The sequence below is a fragment of the Propionigenium maris DSM 9537 genome (assembly GCF_027925155.1).
GTDB lineage: Bacteria > Fusobacteriota > Fusobacteriia > Fusobacteriales > Fusobacteriaceae > Propionigenium > Propionigenium maris.
Genome location: NZ_BSDY01000005.1, coordinates 187,558 through 209,258 on the forward strand (window position 1 = coordinate 187,558; position 21,701 = coordinate 209,258).

The following is a 21,701-nucleotide window of genomic DNA, read 5'->3' on the forward strand; positions in this document are numbered from 1 at the left end:
ATCTGTGATAGTGAAGTAAAGTAGTTCTTTATTAAGGGAACCTCCGGTCAAAATAAAAAACAGAAAAATGTTTGAAATGTGTAAAAAGTATGTTAACATATACTGGATTTTTTTTACACAATTAGGAGGAAGTTATGCCTGGAATAATGGATATTTTATTAAAAGTTGTAGGGGGATTGGGAATATTTCTCTACGGAATGGAAAGTATGTCGGAGGGGATGCAAAAACTTGCCGGCGAGAGGCTGAAGAAGATAATCTCAGCTCTTACAACAAACAGATTTATGGCTCTTCTAGTAGGAGTCGTGGCCACTGTAATAGTTCAGTCATCTTCTGTAACTACGGTAATGGTAATAGGGTTTGTAAATGCTTTACTTATGAACCTTTCACAGGCTCTTGGAGTAATCCTGGGAGCGAATATAGGTACTACTGTAACTGGATGGGTACTGGTACTGAAGATAGGTAAGTATGGACTTCCTATGGCTGGTCTGGGAGCCCTTATGGGAATCTTCTCCAAGGACAGCAAGGGTAAGTATAAGTCTATGCTTATCATGGGTCTTGGAATGATCTTCTTTGGACTGGAGCTTATGAGTGACGGATTCAGACCTCTGAGATCTATGCCTGAATTCATAGAGCTTTTCCAGAAGTTCCATGTAACTAACTTTGGAACTCTGATCATGGTAGCTACAGTGGGAGCCCTTCTTACAGCACTGGTTCAGTCTTCATCTGCCACACTGGGAATTACAATAACTCTTGCAGCTCAGGGGCTTATCGATGTAAGAACTGGAGTAGCATTGGTACTGGGTCTAAATGTAGGAACTACTATTACTGCCCTTCTTGCGTCTATTGGTGCTAAGCCAAATGCCAAGAGAGCAGCCTATGCCCACACGATAATCAATGTTGTGGGAATTATGTGGATACTTCCTATATACAATCAGTATCTGATGTTCCTGGACAAGTTTACAGATTCAGCAGTGGAGACAACGAGATACCTGGCAACAGCTCACACTGTTTTTAATATTGTGAATGCACTTTTATTTGTACCATTCCTACCGCTTCTATCCAGAATGCTGGAAAAGTTTGTTAAGGGAGAGGAGAAGGTGGAAAGAAAGTTTACCCACCTGGACAGCAGAATCCTGGAAACACCATCCCTTGCTCTGGATGTAGGTAAGAAGGAGATAATTTCTCTGGACAATGTAATAAAGGGGATGTTTGAGTACCTGAAGGAAGCGATTGGAGCCAACCTTGATTCAGAGGACAAGAAGGTAAGGATGGTCTTTGAAACTGAGGACAGAATAGATCTTATACAGAAAGAGATGTTTGGATATCTGAAGGAACTACTGAAGAAGGATATGCTAGACAGCAATGTGGATAAGGCCAGAAACCAGCTGGCTCTAGTGGATGAGTATGAATCTCTTTCAGACTATATAACGGACATCATGAAGCTGCACCTGAAGCTCAAGGGAAATCAGCTGACTCTAAATACAGAGAAGAAGTCTGGTATATATGAACTTCAGGAGGAGATAGAGGAGTTTCTAGAGTTTGTTGCTGTGGCGTATAAGAGCAACCAGAAGGATATAATGATAGATGCTGTGAATAAGAGCAACAGAATTACAGCTAAGTTTAAGAAACTTAGAGATGAGCACCTTGCAAGAATAGTCAGCGGAGATGTAGATCCAATGGTAAGCAGTATCTACATGGACATCCTTACAAACTACAGAAAGTTAAAAAACCATATCTACCATATAGCAGAGGTTATCTCAGGAGAGAAAGCTATATAGTAATATTGAAAAGGCTGTTTTTACAGCCTTTTTTCTTTTGTAAAAAAAGAGACAAAGGGTAGGTTGATTAATTTTTCCTGGGAATCGATGAAATATAAGGGGGTTAGAGGGAGGTATGAAGGAGTTGGAAATAAGGAAGGAGGAAATATCCTCTAGTGGAAGTATATAAGTAGGGTAAATCCAATTTTTTTTACACAATTTTTACATTAAATATATATTTGTTTAACACGGGGATGATATATTTTAACAGTAAATTAAAAAGACGTTAACAGCTTAAGTAAAAATTAAGAAGAGAGAGTTAACAAAAACGGGAGGAAAAATGGGATTAGATATCTTTTTTAAGGTAATTGGTGGTCTTGGAATATTCATGTATGGAATGCATAACATGTCTGGTGGAATGCAGAAGTTAGCAGGAGACAGGTTAAAGAAGATCTTAGCGGTATTAACTACTAATAGATTTATGGCAATAATAATGGGTATATTTGTAACTGGAATGGTTCAGTCTTCATCGGTAAGTACGGTAATGACTATTGGATTCGTAAATGCAGGACTTCTTAACCTAAAGCAGTCTCTGGGAGTAATCCTGGGAGCTAACATCGGTACAACGATCACAGGTTGGATCCTTGTACTTAAGATAGGTAAGTATGGTCTTCCAATAGCTGGAATAGCAGCACTTCTATATCTATTTGGTAAGTCGGACAGAGCTAAAACAAGAGCTCTTACAACAATGGGACTTGGAATGATCTTCTTCGGACTTCAGCTTATGAGTGATGGATTTAAGCCGTTAAGAACTATGCCTGAGTTTATAGAGCTTTTCCACAAGTTCCAGGCAGATTCGCTGTCGGGAGTAATCGCAGCAGCAGCAGTTGGTGCCCTAATGACAGCTATAGTACAATCGTCATCAGCAACACTGGGTATTACAATTACCCTTGCAGTACAGGGATTAATAGATTATCAAACAGCAGTAGCCCTTGTCCTGGGAGAGAACGTAGGTACAACAATTACAGCTTGTCTTGCTTCTATAGGAGCTAGATCAAATGCTAAGAGAGCGGCATACGCTCACACAATTATCAACATTGTAGGAGTTATCTGGGTAACGTCGATATTTGGACTTTATATCAAGTTCCTTCACAACTTTGCAGACCCAGCAGCAAATGTAACTAGATTTATTGCAACTGCACACACTATGTTTAACGTAACTAACGTAATAATCTTTACTCCATTCATAACTTTAATTGCTAACTTCCTTATGAAGATAGTTAAGGACGATGAAGAGGTAGTGGAGAGCGTAACTCACCTGGATATCAGAATGGCTGATACACCAACAGTAATAATCTCGCAGACTAAGAAGGAGATTCTTGGTATGGCTGGAGATATCTCTACAATGATGAATAGTCTTAAAGATATAATCGTGTCTGGTACAGAGATAAATAAAAATGTAGAACAGATCGTTGAGCTAGAGGAGAAGTTAGATCTTGTACAGAAGGAGATCTCAGATGTAAACTTTGAGATCATGCACAAGGACCTAGATGAGAAGTATATAGAGGAAACTAGAGGAAACCTTGAGGTAGCAGATGAGTATGAAACTGTAAGTGACTACCTAACAAGAATATCCAAGTCGATCAAGAAGCTAAATGAGAATGATATCCTTCTAAACAATAAGAAGAAGGAGTCTCTAGAGCAGATCCACACAAAGGTAGTAGAGTTCTTTGACTATGTAAATACAGCATACGAAAACGGGAACAAGGAGATCCTTGTGGAAGCTATGCAGAAGTCAGCTGACATAAAGGACCTGTATAAGAAGGCGAGAAAAGAGCACATGGAAAGAGTAGCTGAGCACAAGATGCCGGCGATGCTAAGTACAGCTTATATGGATATCCTTAACCACTATAGAAGAATTAAGGACCATATGGTGAACGTAGTTGAAACATTGTCTGTATAGAGATTATATGTAGAATGTATAAAAAGAGGAGTTTAGCTCCTCTTTTTAATTTCTTAGTGTATTTTTTTCGAAAATGTGATATAATAAACTGCTAATGTTAAATATGATTATGCATTTTATATATTTTGTTTTATGGGAAATTTTATGAAGATATTATAACCGTTCCTTTGTATAGAAGATGCATCGTCATTAGATGTAGGGGTATCCCAGGGATAGCCCCAGAAAATTAAAAAAAGGAAGTGAAGAATGGAAAGATTAAAAGAGTTTAGAGCACTAGGATTAACAGACAAAACACTTAAGCCACTAATAGAGAAGGGATTTGAAAAGCCAAGTCCGATTCAGGCTTTAACAATACCAGCACTATTAAATGGAGATAAGGATATAATAGGTCAGGCACAGACTGGAACAGGTAAAACTGCAGCGTTCTCTCTACCTATTCTAGAGAAGATAGAGAAGGTAACTGGAAATATACAGGCAATCGTACTAGCTCCAACAAGAGAGCTGGCTGTACAGGTAGCAGAGGAGATGAACTCTCTATCTCACGGTAGAGGACTAAGAATAACTCCAGTATATGGAGGTCAGTCTCTTGAATTCCAAAGAAAGCAGATCAAGAGAGGAACTGATATAGTTGTAGGAACACCAGGAAGAGTTATCGACCTTATTAACAGAAGGATCCTAAAGCTAGACGCTATTGATTATTTCATTCTAGATGAAGCTGATGAGATGCTAAACATGGGATTCGTAGATGATATCGAGGAGATCCTAAGAGCAACAAACGACAACAAGAGAATGCTTTTCTTCTCGGCTACAATGCCAAGAGAGATCCTGAGAGTAGCTCAGGAGCACATGGGAGAGCACGAAGTTCTTGCAGTAAAGAAGAGAGAGTTAACAACAGACCTTACAGAGCAGATCTACTTTGAAGTAAAGGAAAGAGACAAGTTCGAGGCTCTTTGTAGAATCATCGATATCGAGTCTGAGTTTTACGGAATCGTATTCTGTAGAACAAAGAATGACTGTAACGTACTAGTTGGAAAGCTTAACGACAGAGGTTACGATGCTGAAGGTCTTCACGGAGACATCACTCAGAACCACAGAGAGCTTACTCTAAGAAGATTTAAGAGCAAGAGAATAAACCTTCTTGTAGCTACAGACGTAGCAGCTAGAGGAATAGATGTAAATGACCTTACTCACGTAATCAACTATGCAATTCCACAGGATCCAGAGTCATATGTACACAGAATCGGAAGAACTGGTAGAGCAGGTAAGGAAGGAACAGCTATAACTTTCATCACTCCATCTGAGTACAGAAGACTTCTAAACATCCAGAGAATCACAAAGACTGAGATCAAGAAGGAAAAAGTTCCTGGTGTAAGGGATGTAATCGAAGCTAAGAGAAACAGAGTATTCGAGGAAGTAAATACTATTCTAGAGGGAAGCAGCTACGAGTCATTCCAGAAGATGGCAGAGGAGATGTTAGAAGCTAGTCCAAATCCAGAGTCTCTAATTGCAGCTCTTCTAAAGCACTCATATGATGAGCTTCTAGATGAGGGGAACTACAGAGAGATAGAGGATGTAAAGGTTGATAAGACTGGTAAAGCCAGACTATTCATCGCCCTTGGAAAGAAAGATAAGATGACAGCTAAGAAGCTTGTTGATATGATAAAGAAAAAGACTACAGTAAAGGATAAGAGCATAAAGAGAGTGGAGATCTATGAGAACTTCTCATTTATGACTGTACCATTTGCTGAGGCAGAGGAGATCATTGCTACATTCAAGCAGGAGAAGAGAGGAAGAAAGCCTCTTATTGAAAAGGCAAAGGTTAGAAGAAAATAATAATAGATTGTAGTGTAAAAGGGAGTAGAGATACTCCCTTTTATTGCAAAAATAAATAATTGCCAATAAAACTATAAAATTATAGAATATAACTACGATAGACTATAATTAACAGGGGATGGATGGTAAGATGAAGAAAGTTTTGAAAGGTATGGTTTTTCTGGGCTTAGTAGGCCTCGGGAGTCTATACTGGTACTACAGGGAAACACAGGTAAAGAAGGTTCACTATGATCAGGTTTTAGAGATAGAGAGAGGGGTACCCCTTGGGAGATCTCTTTCTGAACTTCAGGTGGCAGATGATCTCTTCTTTAAGATCTACCTTAAGCTGAGAAATGGCGGTAAGGGAATAAAGGCAGGTTACTACAAGCTCCAGGGAAATTACTCTATAAAGGAACTAGTTCAGCTCCTAGAGGAGGGAAGGGACAAGGTAGCCAGGTTCACCATCCCAGAGGGGACCCACCTGGATGAGGTGCTGAACCAGCTGGAAATGAATGGTTTGGGAAAAAAGAAGGAGTTTGAGAGGGCACTTGAAGAGGTGGAGTTTCCATACCCAACTCCTGGTGGTAACTTCGAGGGATATCTCTATCCTGAGACATACTTCATCCCAGAGGGAGCACCGGAAAAGAGGGTAGTGGAGATATTTTTAAATGAATTCTTAAAGAACTTCCCTGCAGCAGAGTATGAGGATAAGAAGGAGTTCTATAGGATGCTGATCCTGGCTTCAGTTATAGAGAGGGAAGCCCAGGTGTGGGATGAGAAGGAAACTATCTCCTCTGTATTCCACAACAGGCTTAAAAGAGGGATGAGGCTGGAATCCGATGCTACAGTAAACTATATATACGGCTATGAAAAGAGAAGGATGTACTATAAGCACCTGGAGGTAGATTCGCCTTACAACACCTATAGAAACACCGGGCTGCCACCAGCACCTATAGCCAACCCAGATGCAGCATCTATAAGAGCGGCTTTTAAGCCTGCAGATACAGATTACCTCTTCTTTGTAGCTACAGAGGACGGGAGTGGAAGACACCACTTCACAAGGAGTTACAGGGAACACCTTAACTATATAAGGGATGTGAGGAATAAAAACAGAAAGAAAAACTCAAATTAGAGGGAGGACCCCAGAGGTCCCATGAAAAAAGTAAGGATGAGGTATTGATATGAAGAAGGTTTTGCTTGCAGCTATAAACAGTAAGTACATCCACACCAATCTGGCTGTGAGATATATAAAGAGATATGTAGAGGAGTACAGCGAACAAAAAATAGGTATATATGAAACCAGTATAAACAACTCCATCTCAGAGGTTATAAGAGATATATATGACAGAGCTCCAGATGTAGTGATATTTTCTACATATATCTGGAACAAGGAGTATGTATTTAAACTCATAAAAGAGGTAAGAAAGATCCTTCCAGAGACTGAGATAGTCCTAGGAGGACCAGAGGTATCCTATGACTCAGTTTCTGTGATGAAGGAAAGAGCTGAGATCGACTATATAATCAGTGGCGAGGGGGAGAGAAGCACTCTGAACTTCCTGACTAAGGATATAAACGAGGTATCTGGGGTTTACTACAGGGACCCAGAGAACAGGGATGAGATCAGGTACAATGGAAATCAGGAACCTATAGAGAATCTGGATGAGATCCCATTTCCATATACCATGGAGGAGCTGAGAGGTAACGGTACAAAAATTCTTTACTATGAATCCAGCAGAGGGTGTCCCTTTGCATGCTCCTACTGTATGTCCTCTATTGAGAGAAGTGTGAGGTATTTTTCCAGTGAGAGAACCAAGGAGGACCTAAAGAAGTTTTTGGACAGCGGTATAAAGCTTGTTAAGTTTGTAGACAGAACCTTTAACCTGAAGAAGGAAAGGTATATGGATATATGGAGGTATCTTCTAAGTGTATACAGTGAGGATACAACCTTTCACTTTGAGATAAGTGCAGACCTCTTTGATGACGAGGTTATCGAGTTTCTAGAGGGAGTACCCAAGGATTACTTCCAGTTTGAGATAGGGGTTCAGACAAGCAATGAAAGGACCATGGAAGCCATAAAGAGAAGGAATGACCTGGAGAAGCTGGAGCACAATGTGGAGAGGATAAAGGATAATATCCATCTGCACCTGGACCTTATTGCAGGACTTCCCTATGAGGACTATACTACCTTCAAAAGATCCTTTAACTATGTCCATGATATGTACCCAGAGATGGTTCAGCTGGGGTTCCTGAAGATACTCAAGGGGACACAGATATCCACAGAGGTAGAGGAGTTCGACTATAAATATATGGAGTTTCCTCCCTATGAGGTGCTGGCCAATAAGTTTATCTCCTACAGGGAGATAACTATGCTAAAGGATATAGAGGGAGTGCTGGATCACTACTACAACTCCGAGAAGTTTGGAAGGAGTCTCAAGTTTATTCTGGAGAAGCACTATGGTAGCTCCTTTGATTTCTATGAGGAGATGGCGCTCTACTTCAGGGAAAATGGGTACTTCCAGATGGGACATAAGCTGGTAGCGATATTCAACCACTTCTATGAGTTTTACAGAAGCAAGGATTTTGATAAGTTAGAGATCTTTACAGAGCATCTGAAGTATGACTACCTCATGCTTGGAAAACCGGGAAGCTACCCTTACTGGTTTGTAAGCCACAAGGACAAGGAAAAATACAACAATACCATTGAAAACCTTCAGTTTAAAAGTGCCAGAGAGGCACACAAGAAAACTGAGATAGAGAGATTTTCCTACAATGTGATCACAGGGAAGGAAGATCAGGTGGATCTGCTGTTTATCTATGAGGGAAGAGAAGTCAAAGTTCAGGAGTGTTAATAGAGGATGAGTGGGAAGTTAATATTAATTTTAATGTTAGTTGTACAGTCGGTTGCCTTCTCCTGGGAGGAGTTTATTCAGGAGGACCTCAAGGTTGCCATAAACAGGTTTAGCGGTTCCAAGGTTAAGTTTATGGGAGCTAAGGGGGACCTCTACCTTGAGATAGGTGAGGGAACGGGTAAGAAGGTGTACAAAATACCTGAGGACCATCCAGAGGAGATATCCGTAGATGGAGAGGGTCTGAGATTTAAGGGGATCTATGCCAAGGAGATAAGGGTGTTTAAGGGTGAATTCAATGCTGTGGTTATGCTGAGCAGCGATGGGAAGACCTACAGTCCCTACAGGGGAGATATGGAGTTTATACCCTATAAGGGGCGTGTGCTTCCTATAAACAGTATACAGTCTGAGGAGTATATCTACTCGGTGGTTCCTTCTGAGATAGGACACTACTTTCCCACAGAAGCCATAAAGGCTCAGGTGCTGGCTGCAAGAACCTATCTTTACTATAACCTGGCTAACTACAAGTATGAGAAGTTTGATCTCTTGGACAATGTGAACTCCCAGATGTATCTGGGAAGGGAGAGGGAGAATGAGAAGATAAATACCCTTGTTAATGAAACGGTGGGAGAGATAATAGTCCATGAGGGAAAACCTATAAATGCTCTCTACTACTCCACAAACGGGGGGAGGACAGCTAACAATGAGGATGTATGGGGAGGGTCAGCAGTTCCCTATCTTCGTGGAAAAAAGGATAGCGCAAGTGAGGCAAAGTCCCCCAGACTCAACTGGAACGTAAGCATCTCCAAGAAGGAGCTCTCCCAAAAGGCGGGGTTCAGGGTGGACCGTATAAGGGTCATAAAGGTTGCCAGCAACAGGGTGCACACTTTAGAACTCATAGGAAGCCAGAGGAAGAGGATCAGCGGGAATGAGCTGAGGAGGATAGTTGGCTATAACAAACTCCACAGTACCCAGTTTAGAGTGACGGACAAAGGGAGCACCTTCGCCTTTAAAGGTAAGGGTTCCGGACACGGTGTGGGGATGAGTCAGTATGGGGCTTATGGCCTTGCAAATGCCGGAAAATCCTATGATAGAATAGTGAAACACTACTATAAAGGAGTACAAATAAAAAAGTTGAAAAATGATTAAAATGTGCTATAATTAGCTTAAAGCTAGATAAAATGGGGTAGAGAATGGAATTGATAAAAAAAATAAGAGCGTTTATTTTAAAGAATCGCTTGATTGAAGAGGGAGAGAGGGTGGTCATTGGCTTTTCTGGAGGACCAGATTCAGTATTTCTCCTGGAAGTACTTCTGAAGCTGAGGGAGGAGTTTTCCCTGGAGCTGTCTCTAGCTCATATAAATCACCTGTTAAGGGGTGAGGAGTCCGATGGAGATGAGACCTTTGTAAGGTGTGTGGCTAAAAGGCTGAATATACCCTGCTTTGTAAGGAGGCAGAGTATGCAGGAGTATGCCAAGGCACACAGGATAGGAGAAGAGGAAGCAGGAAGAGAGATAAGATACACCTTCTTTAATGAGGTGGCTGAGGAAACAGGAGCTGACAAGGTCGCTCTGGCTCACAACTTAGATGATGAGATAGAAACCTTTATGTTCAGGCTTATGAGGGGAACCTCGCTAAAGGGCTTGGAGGGAATACCTGTAAGAAGAGAGAGGTATGTAAGACCTATATTGAACCTTTACAAGGGTGAGATAATGGAGTATATGCATAAAAACAATATAGAGTACAGGATAGATTCATCCAACTTGAAAGCTGACTATACCAGAAACAGTATAAGACTGGACCTTATACCTGAGATCGAGGAAAAGTACAACAGAAACTTCAAGGAGAAGATAGCAAACCTCATGGAGGAGATAGGAGAGGTAAACTCCATCCTCAAGGTGGACTACAAAAGATTCTTGAGGGAAGATGCCCTGGAGTGGCAGGAGATAGAAGTTCTTACCGACTATGAGAAGCGTAAAATTTTAAACAGCTACCTCACCCACTATGGTGTAGAGGTCAGCCGAAAGAAATTAGACTCTATTCTAGCTGTTATGAAAAGCGGTGGAAGCAAGGAGCTAAGCCTTGGAAAAAAAATGAAACTTAAAAAGGAATATAATAAACTTTACGTAAGTGTAGATAGTGAAAACTGTATTGATGACAACCTACAGGTAGAGCTAAAAGTACCTGGAGAGGCAAGATTTGGAAGGTACAGGGTGAGGGCTGTTGCCGGATCCTGTAGTGTATCTGGAAGAGAGAGTTTTGCAGCTGACATTCCCCCAGGCAGTGTACTGAAGATAAGAAGGAGACAGCCAGGGGACAGAATAACCATATCCGATAAGGGAGCAACTAAGAAGTTGAAGGATATCTTTATAAACAATAAGATTCCTAAAGAGGCAAGAGAGGAGATCCCTATAGTAACCCTAGAAGAAGAGATCGTCTGGATAGCAGGGGTACGAGGAAATGAAAGATACAGGGTTAGAAAGCCAGATGAAAATTCAATCAAACTAATAGTAGAGGAGGGGAACTTCAGTGAGCGAGGAGAAGAATAACAACAACCAGGAAAACAATAAAAATACTGAAGAGCAAAACAAGAATAAGGACAATAAAGGTTATAATGAGTTAGAGGAGAGAAAGAAGGAGCTTAAAGCCAAGCTGAAATATGGAATGAAGAAGGGAGCTCCAAAGGGGAGAGAGCCTCAGGGGGACAACAGAGGCAACAATCAGGGAGACAAGAAGCCACAGAAGGAAAATAAGTTTAACTTTAAAAATATAGTAATGCTTTTATTTGTGGTAACTATCTTCATGTCTATACCTTCCCTAATGTCCAATAAGACAAAGAATATGGGAACACAGGTAAAGTACAGTGAGTTCCTAAGTGAAGTAAGATCCGGAAACATCAAGAGTATCGATGAAAAAGAGGGATACGTATATGGTATAAAGCAGGATGATCAGGAGATAAATGCAAGAATGATCTCCGACAGAATCTCTCAGGATGTTAACCTTATGAATGCCATTGGAGAGAGTGAAAATATTCAGGTGGGATCACTAGATCCTGAAAAGGTTCCATTCCTTGTGAGTATCTTTGTATCGTGGTTCCCGATGCTGCTTCTTATTGGTATCTGGATATTCATGCTTAATAAGATGAACAGAGGGGGAAGCGGAGGTCCGCAAATCTTCAATATGGGTAAATCAAGAGCCAAGGAGAACGGTGAGGAGATATCCAACGTTAACTTTGAGGACGTAGCAGGTATCGAGGAAGCAAAGCAGGAACTAGAGGAGGTAGTGCACTTCCTGAAGGAGCCTGAAAAGTTTAGAAGAATAGGTGCTAAGATCCCTAAGGGAGTACTTCTTCTTGGACAGCCGGGAACAGGTAAGACATTTCTTGCGAAGGCTGTAGCCGGAGAAGCTGGAGTACCGTTCTTTAGTATCTCTGGTTCAGAGTTCGTAGAGATGTTCGTAGGTGTGGGAGCTTCCAGAGTAAGAGATCTATTTAACAAAGCTAGAAAAAATGCACCGTGTATCGTATTTATAGATGAGATCGACGCTGTAGGTAGAAAAAGAGGAGCAGGCCAAGGTGGAGGAAACGACGAGAGAGAGCAGACTCTAAACCAGCTTCTTGTAGAGATGGACGGGTTCAGTACCGAGGAAACTATCATCGTACTGGCTGCTACAAACAGACCTGAGATTTTGGATAAAGCCCTTATGAGACCTGGAAGATTCGACAGACAGGTTGTAGTTGACAGACCGGACCTTAAGGGAAGAGAGGAGATCCTTGCAGTACACATAAAGGGTAAAAAGCTGGCTGAGGATGTAGACCTTCATGTAATAGCTAGAAAGACTCCTGGATTTGTAGGAGCAGACCTTGCTAACATGCTTAACGAGGCAGCTATCCTTGCAGCGAGAGCTGGAAGGGAAGAGATAACTATGGATGACCTGGAAGAAGCATCTGAAAAGGTATCTATAGGTCCAGAAAGAAAATCCAGAGTAACTGTAGAGAAGGAAAAGAATATAGTTGCCTACCACGAGGTAGGACACGCACTTATTCAGTGTATTATTCCTCATACTGAGCCGGTTCACAAGGTAACAGTGGTACCTAGAGGGATGGCAGCTCTTGGATATACAATGACCCTTCCTACAGAGGACAGATACCTTAAGTCTAAAAATGAATACCTTGCTGAACTTAGAACCCTTCTTGGAGGAAGAGCAGCAGAAGAGGTAGTCTTTGGAGATATTACAACTGGAGCAAGCAATGATATAGAAAGAGCAACAGCTATAGCCCACGCTATGGTAACTAAGTTTGGTATGACTGAGAAATTTGGACCAATCCTTCTGGATAACACCAAGGAAGGGGACATGTTTATGCAGAAGTACTACAGTGAGGCTACTGGTAAGGAGATCGATGCTGAGATAAGCGGACTGATAAATGAAGCTTATACAGAGGTAAAGCAGCTTCTGAGAGATAACTATGCTCTTCTTGACAGTATATCTAAAACTCTTCTTGAGAGAGAGACGATTACCGGAGATGAGCTGAACATCCTTATAGAGGGTGGAGAGCTGGAACCACTAAGATCTAAAACTGTAAAAGCAGTTGAGGAAGAGGTTGCAGAAAAGGAAGTTGTTGAAGAGGTTCAGACCGAGGAAAAGGTTGCTGAAGAAACAGCAGTGGAAGAGGAAAGAGAAGAAAAGGAAGTATAGAATAGATATTGTGAGAATAGGAGCCTTAGCTCCTATTTTTACTGTCTTTAGGAGGAAGTAACAGTGGGAGAGAGAGCAGGCAATGAAGCAACCAAAAGAGCTATAAGGATGGCTATATCCACAAGGGATGAGGAGAGGGGACTTATAGAGGAGTTTGCCAAGGATGGATTTAAGTGTGTGGCGGTGAATGTAGGGGGGAAGATGCCAAACATCGTTCCCAAGATAATAGAGAATGCTCTTGTGGCCTCTGTTAGAAAGGGAATAATAGAGGATACCAGGACATATAACGGAGCCATAGCCGGTGCCATAAGGGAGGCACTGAACCAGATCCAAAACAATATGAATGGCCTCAGTGTTGGAGGAAAGATCGGAGTAGCAAGACAGGGGGAGGACCTCAGTGTAGCTCTGTACTTCAGTATAGGTCTCCTCCACCTAAATGAAACGGTGATGGCTGTGAGCCACAGAGCTGTTCCCCTTCTAGAGGGAGAGAATTCCAATTAAAAGTGTGAGGTGTTAAGATGAAGTATAAGATGATTGTAACGGACCTAGACGACACCCTTCTGAACTCAGAGGGAAAGGTTTCCGATAAAAATAAGGAGTACATAAAGAGGGCTCAAGAGATGGGAGTTAAGTTTGTACTGGCTTCTGGAAGACCGACCTTTGCCATGACAGACCTTGCCCATGAGCTGGAGCTGGCTAAGTATGGGAGCTATATTCTTTCATACAACGGTGCTATCATTACCGAGTGTGCTACTGGAAGAATATGGCTGGAGGAGAGTCTTGCCAGTGAGGACGCCCATAAGCTGCATGATTTCAGCAGGGAGCACAATGTAAATATAATCACCTATGTAGAGGACGAGATAATCAGTGAGGAGAGGTGTGAGTATGCCCAGGTAGAGGTAGAGCTAACTGGTATGCCATACAGAAAGGTGGACTGCTTTAAGTCGGAAGTAGAGGGGCCGGTAGTTAAGTGCATCATGCTGGAAAACCCTGAATACCTGGCTGAGGTGGAGAAGAAGCTGAAGGAGGGACTGGGGAAAGAGTACAGCGTGGCTATCTCAAAACCATTCTTCCTTGAGATTATGAAGAGTGGGATCGACAAGGGGGCAAGCCTTCTAAAGCTTGCCAAGAAGCTGGGAATAGAGGCATCTGAGATAATCGCCTGCGGGGACTCCTACAACGACCAGAGCATGCTAGAGGTAGCAGGACTATCTGTAGCTGTGGAAAACGCCAAGGAACCAATCAAGGAGATGTGTGACCACATAGCCCCATCCAACAACGATGACGCCATGGCCCACGTAGTGGAAAGATTCATCCTTGAAAAGATAGCACTATAAAATATTTAAAAATACCCTCAACCGAGGGTATTTTTTATATTCATGTATGATGCTTTCATATAAGTGGTGAAATATTGTATAATGATAATAGGTTTTAATTTGATATCAATATATTCAAAGAAATGGTTTGGATGGAGAATGAAAATGGAGAAAAAATACTATGAGGGTTTAACACAAAATAGAAAGAATTTTGTCGAGCAGATAAGCTATTTAATAATCAATCAACTAACAGATGCAAGAGATTTTGAAGAGTATGATGTAGATGAAACGATAAACACGCTAGCTATAAACTCGACGTTTGGCATGGGGAAAAGCTTTTTTGCTAAAGGGTTGAAGCATTATATAGAAAATGAAGCTTTAAAAAATAGTTACTTAGAGAACATCCAAGTAATAGATTATAATGCTTGGGAAAATGATTTTTTTCAAGAACCTATGAAAACTATTTTGTATAGAATATTGTCTGGTGTAAGCAATGGGGCTAAGACTGAAATAGAGCTTACAGAATCATTGGAAAAAATTTTAAATACTTGTGGAGAAACAGTAGGTGATATTGCTCAAATTCCTTTGTTTAAAATTTTAAAGATCCTAAAAAATTCAGATAAAATAGACTCAATGGAAGAATATACTGATTATTTAGAGTTGATTGAAAAAACTAAAAAAGTTTTAGAGGACAATTCGATTTTATTTGATAATAAATATACTCCTAAAGTTATTATTATAGATGAATTAGACAGGTGCAGACCTGATTTTTCTATTGAAGTATTGGAGTGTGTGAAGCACTTTTTCAATATAAGAGGACTGTTTTTTGTATTTCTCATTAATAAAGAGCAGTTGACCAAAAGTGCAGAAAATCTTTTTGGAAGTTTTGGGAGCAAAGAGAGTTATTTTCAAAAGTTCTTTGATTTAGAGTTTGAACTTCCCAAGCTAGAGTTTAATGAATATTTAGAAATAGAATACAAGGGGCACATTGATAAGTCTAAATATCTGTTGATAGTAGAGAATGAATATGAGGTAGATATAAATGTTTTTTCGGAAGCGTTATTTTTACATTTTTATAAAAACTTAGAACATCTCTTGGATAGTTCAGTAAGGGAGTTTAAAAAGAAATTTTCAAAATTTAAAATGTTAATAAAGACTTTAAATAGTAGAGAAAGAGAAGATTTAACTATGTTACTTACGTTGGTTTTATATTATATTAACAAGGAATTTAGTAAAGAGAGGTTTGTGGAGTTTATAAAAAAAGTTAGAGAGTGTTTTGAAGAAAATAGTAGCCTAGGCTGGGATTCACCTGTTTATTATGGGAAACAGATTGAATTATTTAAAGGTATAATAAATTTACGAGTAGATAAATGGTATTATCAGGTTTTTTTCAGATGTATAGAAAATTTTAATTTTAATACTAGAGATGACTATGGAAGGGCTTATGAGGGTAGAATAAAGTTAATTTCATTAAATGATCAAAATATAGCTTATAAAGAGAGCGTGAAAATAGGGGAGATGAGCTTAATGAATTTTGATTATTACATAGATGAGCGGGCTAACATAGGTATTCCTTTAAATATAAGTCCTTCATATAAAGGTGGAAATGAACCATTAATAGAGTGGTGCGAGAAAAAATATTCTTTTTTAGAAGCTTTATATATTAGCGAATAAAACTATACCATAAGAAAATTTTGACTAAAGATAGCCGTTGAACTTCACGAGAGATAGGTTGCTTCGTTCCGTTAAACAGGATAGGTTCAATCTTGAGTCCTTAAAAGGAACGGTAACCTTGCTCTGCTTAATAAAGGCAATTATCGTAGTCTTGAACTTTGGGTACCTTTCTTTCAAGAGAAAGGTACGAAACCCTTTTGATTTCTTGGTTGTTTTTGTATCAAGACAGAAGTAATAATAGTCTTTACAAAATCCAGCAACTGTGTTAGAATAAGTAATAATTTGAGCTAGGTTAGGCGTTAGCCGACGCTTTACTTTGCCCAGATAATAAGATATTAGGAGGAAACAAACATGGCAATGAGAACAAAAGCTGAAATCGTTAAAGAGTTCGGAAAATTCGAAGGAGATACTGGATCTACTGAAGTTCAGATCGCAATCCTTACTGAGAGAATTAACCACCTTACTGCTCACCTTAAGGAGCACCACAAGGACCACCACTCAAGACTAGGACTACTTAAGATGGTAGGACAGAGAAGAAGACTTCTTAACTACCTAACTAAGAAGGATCTTGATGGATATAGAGCTCTAATCGCAAAGCTTGGAATCAGAAAGTAATTCATTATGCAGAGAACATAGTTCTCTGCATTTTTAATTTTTTGAAACAGGAAAATAAAAAACCCGCCTCAGTGGCGGGTTAGTTCATATCTACCTTTTCCCTTAGTGTGTCGATCTTGATCTGAAGCTTCTGAATCTTTTCATCGTACTCCCTCTCGATCTGTCTCAGGTTCTCCTCCTTGTCCTCTTTCAGTGTAGAGAGCTCAGCAGTATACTTCTGGATACGCTCTACCCTTCTCTCTCTGATTATGGCGTTGGCTTTGTTAAATATATAAAATGAGAGGAGGAGCAGAATCAAAATGGTAAGGCTGTACTGTATAAGCCTTTTCCTTGTATCGAACTTACTAAATCTTAATACTTTATTCATAAACACCTCTTGCTATTTTTTATGAAAATTATACACTGTAAAAGGAAACAATACAACGATTTTTTTACCTGGAGGGGGGAAAATAATTTTGATTTTTAGGGGTAAAGGTGCTATAATAACTGGGAATAGAGGTTGTGTGTAGTTGGTAAGTAGTAAGAGGTGATGCTATTATTAAAGGTAGCATTGTTCCTTATTATTTGCTGCTCTATAACCTCTATTTTATAATAATATCAGGAGGTAATGTTAATGTTTGAGGAAAAAACATTAGAGATGCAACTTGGCGGAAGAACCCTTAAGGCTTCTACTGGTAAGTTTGCAAGACAGGCAGCAGGTGCAGTAATGCTTCAGTATGGAGAAACTATGTTACTTTGTACAGCAGCAAGAAGCAAGGGACCAAGAGAGGGAGCAAACTTCTTCCCACTTACAGTTGATTTTGTAGAAAAGTACTACGCTGCAGGGAAGTTCCCTGGAGGCTTCAATAAAAGAGAGGCAAGACCATCAACAGATGCAACACTAACAGCAAGACTTATAGACAGACCTATAAGACCTATGTTCCCAGACGGGTTCAACTACGACGTACACATTGTAAACACAGTAATGTCTTACGATGGAAAGAACAGAGCAGACGCTATGGGAATCACCGGATCGTCTATGGCACTGGCTATATCTGACCTTCCATTCCTAGGACCTGTAGCAGGTGTAGTAGTAGGAATGAAGGACGGAGAGTTCATCATCAACCCTACTCCAGAGGAGCTTAAGGAAAGTGAACTAGATCTTGCAGTAGCAGGAACTAAGGAAGCTATCAACATGGTAGAGGCAGGAGCAGCAGAGGTTTCTGAGGAAGTAATGCTTAAGGCTATCATGTTTGCCCACGAGAACATCAAGAAGATATGTGACTTCCAGGAGGAGTTTGTAAAGCTTGCTGGTAAGGAGAAGCTTGAGTTCGCAAAGCCAGAGGTAGATGCTGACGTAAAGGCATTCGTAGATGCCAATGTAACAGCAGAGCTAAAGGAAGCTGTAGTAGTAATGGGTAAGCATGCTAGACAGGATGCTATAGATGCCCTAGAGGCAGCTAAGCTTGAGGTATTTACTGAGGAGTACCTTGCAGCTAAGGGACTAGAGGAGATGCCAGCTGAGATAGTAGCTGAATTCAAGAACTATGTTCACGACGTAGAGAAGGAACTGGTAAGAAGCGCTATCCTATACGATAAGCACAGAGCAGACGGAAGAAAGACTACTGAGCTTAGAGCTCTATGGTCTGAGGTAGATACACTTCCTTTAACTCACGGATCTGCAATGTTCACAAGAGGAGAGACTCAGGCTATCGTAGCAGCTACTCTTGGAACAAAGTCTGATGAGCAGCTTGTAGACGGGCTGGATGAAGAGTACTACAAGAAGTTCTACCTTCACTATAACTTCCCTCCATACTCTGTAGGAGAGGCTGGATTTATGAGAGGTCCAGGAAGAAGAGAACTAGGACACGGATCACTAGCTGAGAGAGCTCTTAGCTATGTAATGCCAACTGAGGAAGTATTCCCATACACTGTAAGAGTTGTATCTGAGATCACTGAATCAAACGGATCATCATCTCAGGCATCTATCTGTGGTGGATCGCTAGCTCTAATGTCAGCAGGTGTACCTATCAGAGAGCACGTAGCTGGAATCGCTATGGGACTAATCAAAGAGGGAGACGAGTATGTAGTTCTTACTGATATTCAGGGACTAGAGGATCACCTTGGAGATATGGACTTTAAAGTAGCAGGAACTAAGAAGGGTATCACAGCTCTTCAGATGGATATAAAGATCACAGGAATCGATGAGGAGATCATGACTATCGCCCTTAAGCAGGCGCTAGATGCAAGAAACGAGATCCTTGCTGTGATGAACGCAGCTATCTCTGAACCAGCTGAGATGAAGCCGCACGTACCAAGAATCCACCAGATGGTTATCGCTAAGGATAAGATCGCAGCCCTAATCGGACCAGGTGGAAAGAACATCAAGGGAATTATCGAGACTACAGGAGCAACTGTAGATATCGATGACGACGGAAAGGTATCTATCTACTCAGCAGACCTTGAGGCTCTTGATCAGACAATTACCCTAGTAAACGGATACGTTAAGGACGTAGAGGTTGGTGAGGTATACTCTGGTAGAGTAGTTAAGATCGCTAAGTTCGGAGCATTCATGGAGATCCTACCTGGTAAGGAAGGACTACTGCATGTATCTGAGATCTCTAAGGAGAGAGTAGCAAATGTTGAAGATGTACTAAAAGAGGGAGATGTCTTCGATGTTAAAGTAATCTCTACTGAAAAGGGAAAGATCAGCTTAAGTAAGAAACAACTTGGATAATATAGGGGGATACAGAATTTCTGTATCCCTTTTATTTGCTGGAAGAATTAGGATTAAATAAAAGGTTTTATACCTTTAATATAAGGGTCAAATATGTTATAATTTGATATGATTTTTTTGAAGGAGTGTAGCATGAAATTAGGATTAATAAGTCTAGGATGCAGTAAAAACCTGGTAGACAGTGAGCATCTTATTGGAATGATGGTTAATAGAAAAGGTTTTGAAATAACCAACAATATAGAGGAAGCAGATGTAGCCCTTATAAATACCTGTGGATTTATCGGAGATGCCAAGGAGGAGTCTATTCAGACTATCCTGGAGATAGGTCAGTATAAAGAAACTGGAAAGTTAAAGAAGATAATTGTAGCAGGATGCCTGGCTCAGAGATATGCAGAGGAGCTAATCTCAGAGATGCCTGAGATCGACGCAGTAATCGGAACGGGAGACCTGGATAAGATAGAGGAAGTTGTAGATGCAGTTCTAGAGGATGAGAAGATAGTGAGAAGCGACTCGCTGGACTTCCTGGCAGATGCAACAACTGAAAGAATCCTTACTACTCACCCGCACACAGCTTACCTGAAGATAGCAGAGGGATGTAACAGAAGATGTACCTACTGTATTATCCCGCAGCTGAGAGGAGACCTTAGAAGTAGAAGTGTAGAGGATATAGTTGAAGAGGGGAAGGCTCTTGCAGCCGCTGGTGTAAGGGAGATAAACCTTCTGGCTCAGGAGACAACTGAGTACGGACTGGACCTATACGGAAGAAAAGCCCTTCCAGATGTAATGAAGGCACTAGCTAAGATAGATGGCATCGACTGGATAAGAACATACTATATGTATCCTAACTCTATAACAGATGAGATGCTTGAGACTATGAAGAATGAGGAGAAGGTATGTAACTACTTTGATGTACCTATCCAGCATATAGCAGACAATGTACTGAGAGCAATGGCCAGAGCAAAGGATGGGAACCAGATAAGAGAGGTACTGGCTAAGATAAGAAAGGCTATACCTGATGCGACGATCAGAACTACTGTAATCGTAGGATTCCCTGGAGAAACTGAGGAGGACTTCGAGCAGCTTAAAGAGTTCATAAGAGAGTTTAAGTTTGACTACGTTGGAGTGTTCCCTTACTCGAGAGAGGAGGATACAGTAGCACACGATCTTCCAAACCAGGTAGATGAGGAAACAAAGAGAAGAAGAGCAGCAGAGCTTACAAATATACAGGCAGAGGTAGCTGAAGCTAAAAACAGAGAGTTTATAGGTAAGGAAGTAGAGGTTATAATAGACGGTGTATCTTCTGAATCCGAATATATGTTAGAGGGAAGAACAAGGGGACAGGCCTTAGAGATCGATGGTAAGGTTCTTACCAACGACGGAATGGCTAAGCAGGGAGAGATAGTCAAGGTTAAGATAGAGCAGAACTTTGAATACGACCTGTTAGGACCTATAACTAAAAACGAATTTTAAAGACTTGGAGGAAAGTACAGATGAATCTACCAAATCGTTTAACACTATTGAGAATGATACTAGCAATTCCCTTTATTTATTTCCTGGGAGAGGCAGAAACTCACGGGATTGCCTTTAGGATAACAGCACTTATAATCTTTGCAGTGGCTTCTATCACAGACTTTTTTGATGGATACCTTGCAAGAAAGCACAATCTTATTACAGATTTTGGAAAGCTGATGGATCCCTTAGCTGATAAGATCCTGGTTATCTCAGCTCTGGTCATCTTTGTGGATATCAAGTATATTCCAGCATGGATGTCTATAGTTGTTATTGCAAGGGAGTTTCTAATAAGCGGAATAAGAACCCTGGCAGCAGCCAAGGGAGAGGTTATTCCAGCAGGAAACCTTGGAAAATATAAAACCACTTCACAGATGATCGTAATTATACTTATGATGATACTGGGAGACAACCCATATAACTTCTATATGATGCTTATCCCGGTGATCCTCACAGTATGGTCGGGATGGGAGTATACAGTAAAGGCGAAACACTACTTCTTAAATATGAAATAGGAGGATACTAATGATATTTACATTAATCGACCTTGTAATAAGAGCATTAAGAATATTAATATTAATTAGAATAGTATTATCTTGGGTAGCACCCTACAGCAGAAATGAGTTTACAGAGCTGGTTTACCATATCACAGAGCCAGTACTGAGACCATTTAGAATGCTTATTCCTATGGGGAGTGTAAGGATGGATCTATCTCCAATCATTGCATTAGTTGTTCTCAATTTGGTGAGGAGCCTGGCCTTTAGATTGCTTTATTTTTAAGAGAAGTCAAAGGCTTCT

17 protein-coding genes are annotated in these 21,701 nt (G+C 40.6%); 16 read left to right on the forward strand and 1 reads right to left on the reverse strand.

Annotated features, from left to right (window positions below; translation table 11 throughout):
- Positions 1–134 precede the first annotated feature (134 nt).
- The 12 genes from QMG11_RS06860 to rpsO all read left to right on the forward strand — a co-directional run bounded on the left by QMG11_RS06860 (position 135) and on the right by rpsO (position 16,678).
- Positions 135–1,778, forward strand: a complete 1,644-nt coding sequence (locus QMG11_RS06860) for a Na/Pi cotransporter family protein (protein ID WP_281834613.1) — start codon at positions 135–137, stop codon at positions 1,776–1,778.
- 319 nt (positions 1,779–2,097) lie between these two features.
- Positions 2,098–3,720, forward strand: coding sequence for a Na/Pi cotransporter family protein (locus QMG11_RS06865; RefSeq protein WP_281834615.1), 1,623 nt, complete (start codon positions 2,098–2,100; stop codon positions 3,718–3,720).
- Positions 3,721–3,966: 246 nt separating this feature from the next.
- Complete coding sequence (locus QMG11_RS06870) at positions 3,967–5,553, forward strand: DEAD/DEAH box helicase (protein ID WP_281834616.1); 1,587 nt, start codon at positions 3,967–3,969, stop codon at positions 5,551–5,553.
- A gap of 130 nt (positions 5,554–5,683) precedes the next feature.
- Positions 5,684–6,664 carry an endolytic transglycosylase MltG gene (gene mltG / locus QMG11_RS06875; RefSeq protein ID WP_281834618.1) on the forward strand — a complete coding sequence of 327 codons (981 nt, stop codon included), beginning with the start codon at positions 5,684–5,686 and terminating at the stop codon, positions 6,662–6,664.
- A gap of 49 nt (positions 6,665–6,713) precedes the next feature.
- On the forward strand, positions 6,714–8,381 hold the full coding sequence (locus QMG11_RS06880) for a B12-binding domain-containing radical SAM protein (RefSeq protein WP_281834620.1): 1,668 nt from the start codon (positions 6,714–6,716) through the stop codon (positions 8,379–8,381).
- 6 nt (positions 8,382–8,387) lie between these two features.
- Positions 8,388–9,527, forward strand: coding sequence for a SpoIID/LytB domain-containing protein (locus QMG11_RS06885; RefSeq protein WP_281834622.1), 1,140 nt, complete (start codon positions 8,388–8,390; stop codon positions 9,525–9,527).
- A 44-nt stretch (positions 9,528–9,571) separates the two neighbouring features.
- Positions 9,572–10,927, forward strand: coding sequence for a tRNA lysidine(34) synthetase TilS (gene tilS, locus QMG11_RS06890; protein WP_281834623.1), 1,356 nt, complete (start codon positions 9,572–9,574; stop codon positions 10,925–10,927).
- Positions 10,908–13,073, forward strand: coding sequence for an ATP-dependent zinc metalloprotease FtsH (gene ftsH, locus QMG11_RS06895; RefSeq protein WP_281834626.1), 2,166 nt, complete (start codon positions 10,908–10,910; stop codon positions 13,071–13,073). Before tilS ends, ftsH begins: the two co-directional genes overlap by 20 nt.
- 63 nt (positions 13,074–13,136) lie before the next feature.
- A complete protein-coding gene (locus QMG11_RS06900; protein ID WP_281834628.1) occupies positions 13,137–13,574 on the forward strand; it encodes a HutP family protein in 438 nt (145 codons plus the stop codon).
- Positions 13,575–13,591: 17 nt separating this feature from the next.
- The gene (locus tag QMG11_RS06905) at positions 13,592–14,410 is read left to right on the forward strand and encodes a Cof-type HAD-IIB family hydrolase (RefSeq protein WP_281834630.1); all 819 of its coding nucleotides are present in this window, start codon (positions 13,592–13,594) and stop codon (positions 14,408–14,410) included.
- A 144-nt stretch (positions 14,411–14,554) separates the two neighbouring features.
- A complete protein-coding gene (locus QMG11_RS06910; protein ID WP_281834631.1) occupies positions 14,555–16,063 on the forward strand; it encodes a KAP family P-loop NTPase fold protein in 1,509 nt (502 codons plus the stop codon).
- A gap of 357 nt (positions 16,064–16,420) precedes the next feature.
- Positions 16,421–16,678 (forward strand): 30S ribosomal protein S15, encoded by a 258-nt coding sequence (gene rpsO, locus QMG11_RS06915; RefSeq protein ID WP_281834756.1) that lies wholly within the window; start codon positions 16,421–16,423, stop codon positions 16,676–16,678.
- Between the two features lie 79 nt (positions 16,679–16,757).
- Here rpsO and QMG11_RS06920 read toward each other — a convergent pair whose 3' ends face one another.
- Positions 16,758–17,045, reverse strand: coding sequence for a hypothetical protein (locus QMG11_RS06920; protein WP_281834632.1), 288 nt, complete (start codon positions 17,043–17,045; stop codon positions 16,758–16,760).
- A gap of 246 nt (positions 17,046–17,291) precedes the next feature.
- On the opposite strand from QMG11_RS06920, the gene pnp reads away from it, so the two are divergent.
- The 4 genes from pnp (at position 17,292) to QMG11_RS06940 (ending at position 21,683) form a co-directional block, all read left to right on the forward strand.
- Entirely contained in the window at positions 17,292–19,394 is a 2,103-nt protein-coding gene (gene pnp, locus QMG11_RS06925) for a polyribonucleotide nucleotidyltransferase (RefSeq protein ID WP_281834634.1), read from the forward strand.
- Positions 19,395–19,526: 132 nt separating this feature from the next.
- Positions 19,527–20,864 (forward strand): 30S ribosomal protein S12 methylthiotransferase RimO, encoded by a 1,338-nt coding sequence (gene rimO, locus QMG11_RS06930; protein WP_281834636.1) that lies wholly within the window; start codon positions 19,527–19,529, stop codon positions 20,862–20,864.
- Positions 20,865–20,884: 20 nt separating this feature from the next.
- Positions 20,885–21,418 carry a CDP-diacylglycerol--glycerol-3-phosphate 3-phosphatidyltransferase gene (gene pgsA / locus QMG11_RS06935; protein ID WP_281834638.1) on the forward strand — a complete coding sequence of 178 codons (534 nt, stop codon included), beginning with the start codon at positions 20,885–20,887 and terminating at the stop codon, positions 21,416–21,418.
- A 10-nt stretch (positions 21,419–21,428) separates the two neighbouring features.
- On the forward strand, positions 21,429–21,683 hold the full coding sequence (locus QMG11_RS06940; RefSeq protein WP_281834640.1) for a YggT family protein: 255 nt from the start codon (positions 21,429–21,431) through the stop codon (positions 21,681–21,683).
- The last annotated feature ends 18 nt before the right edge of the window (positions 21,684–21,701 follow it).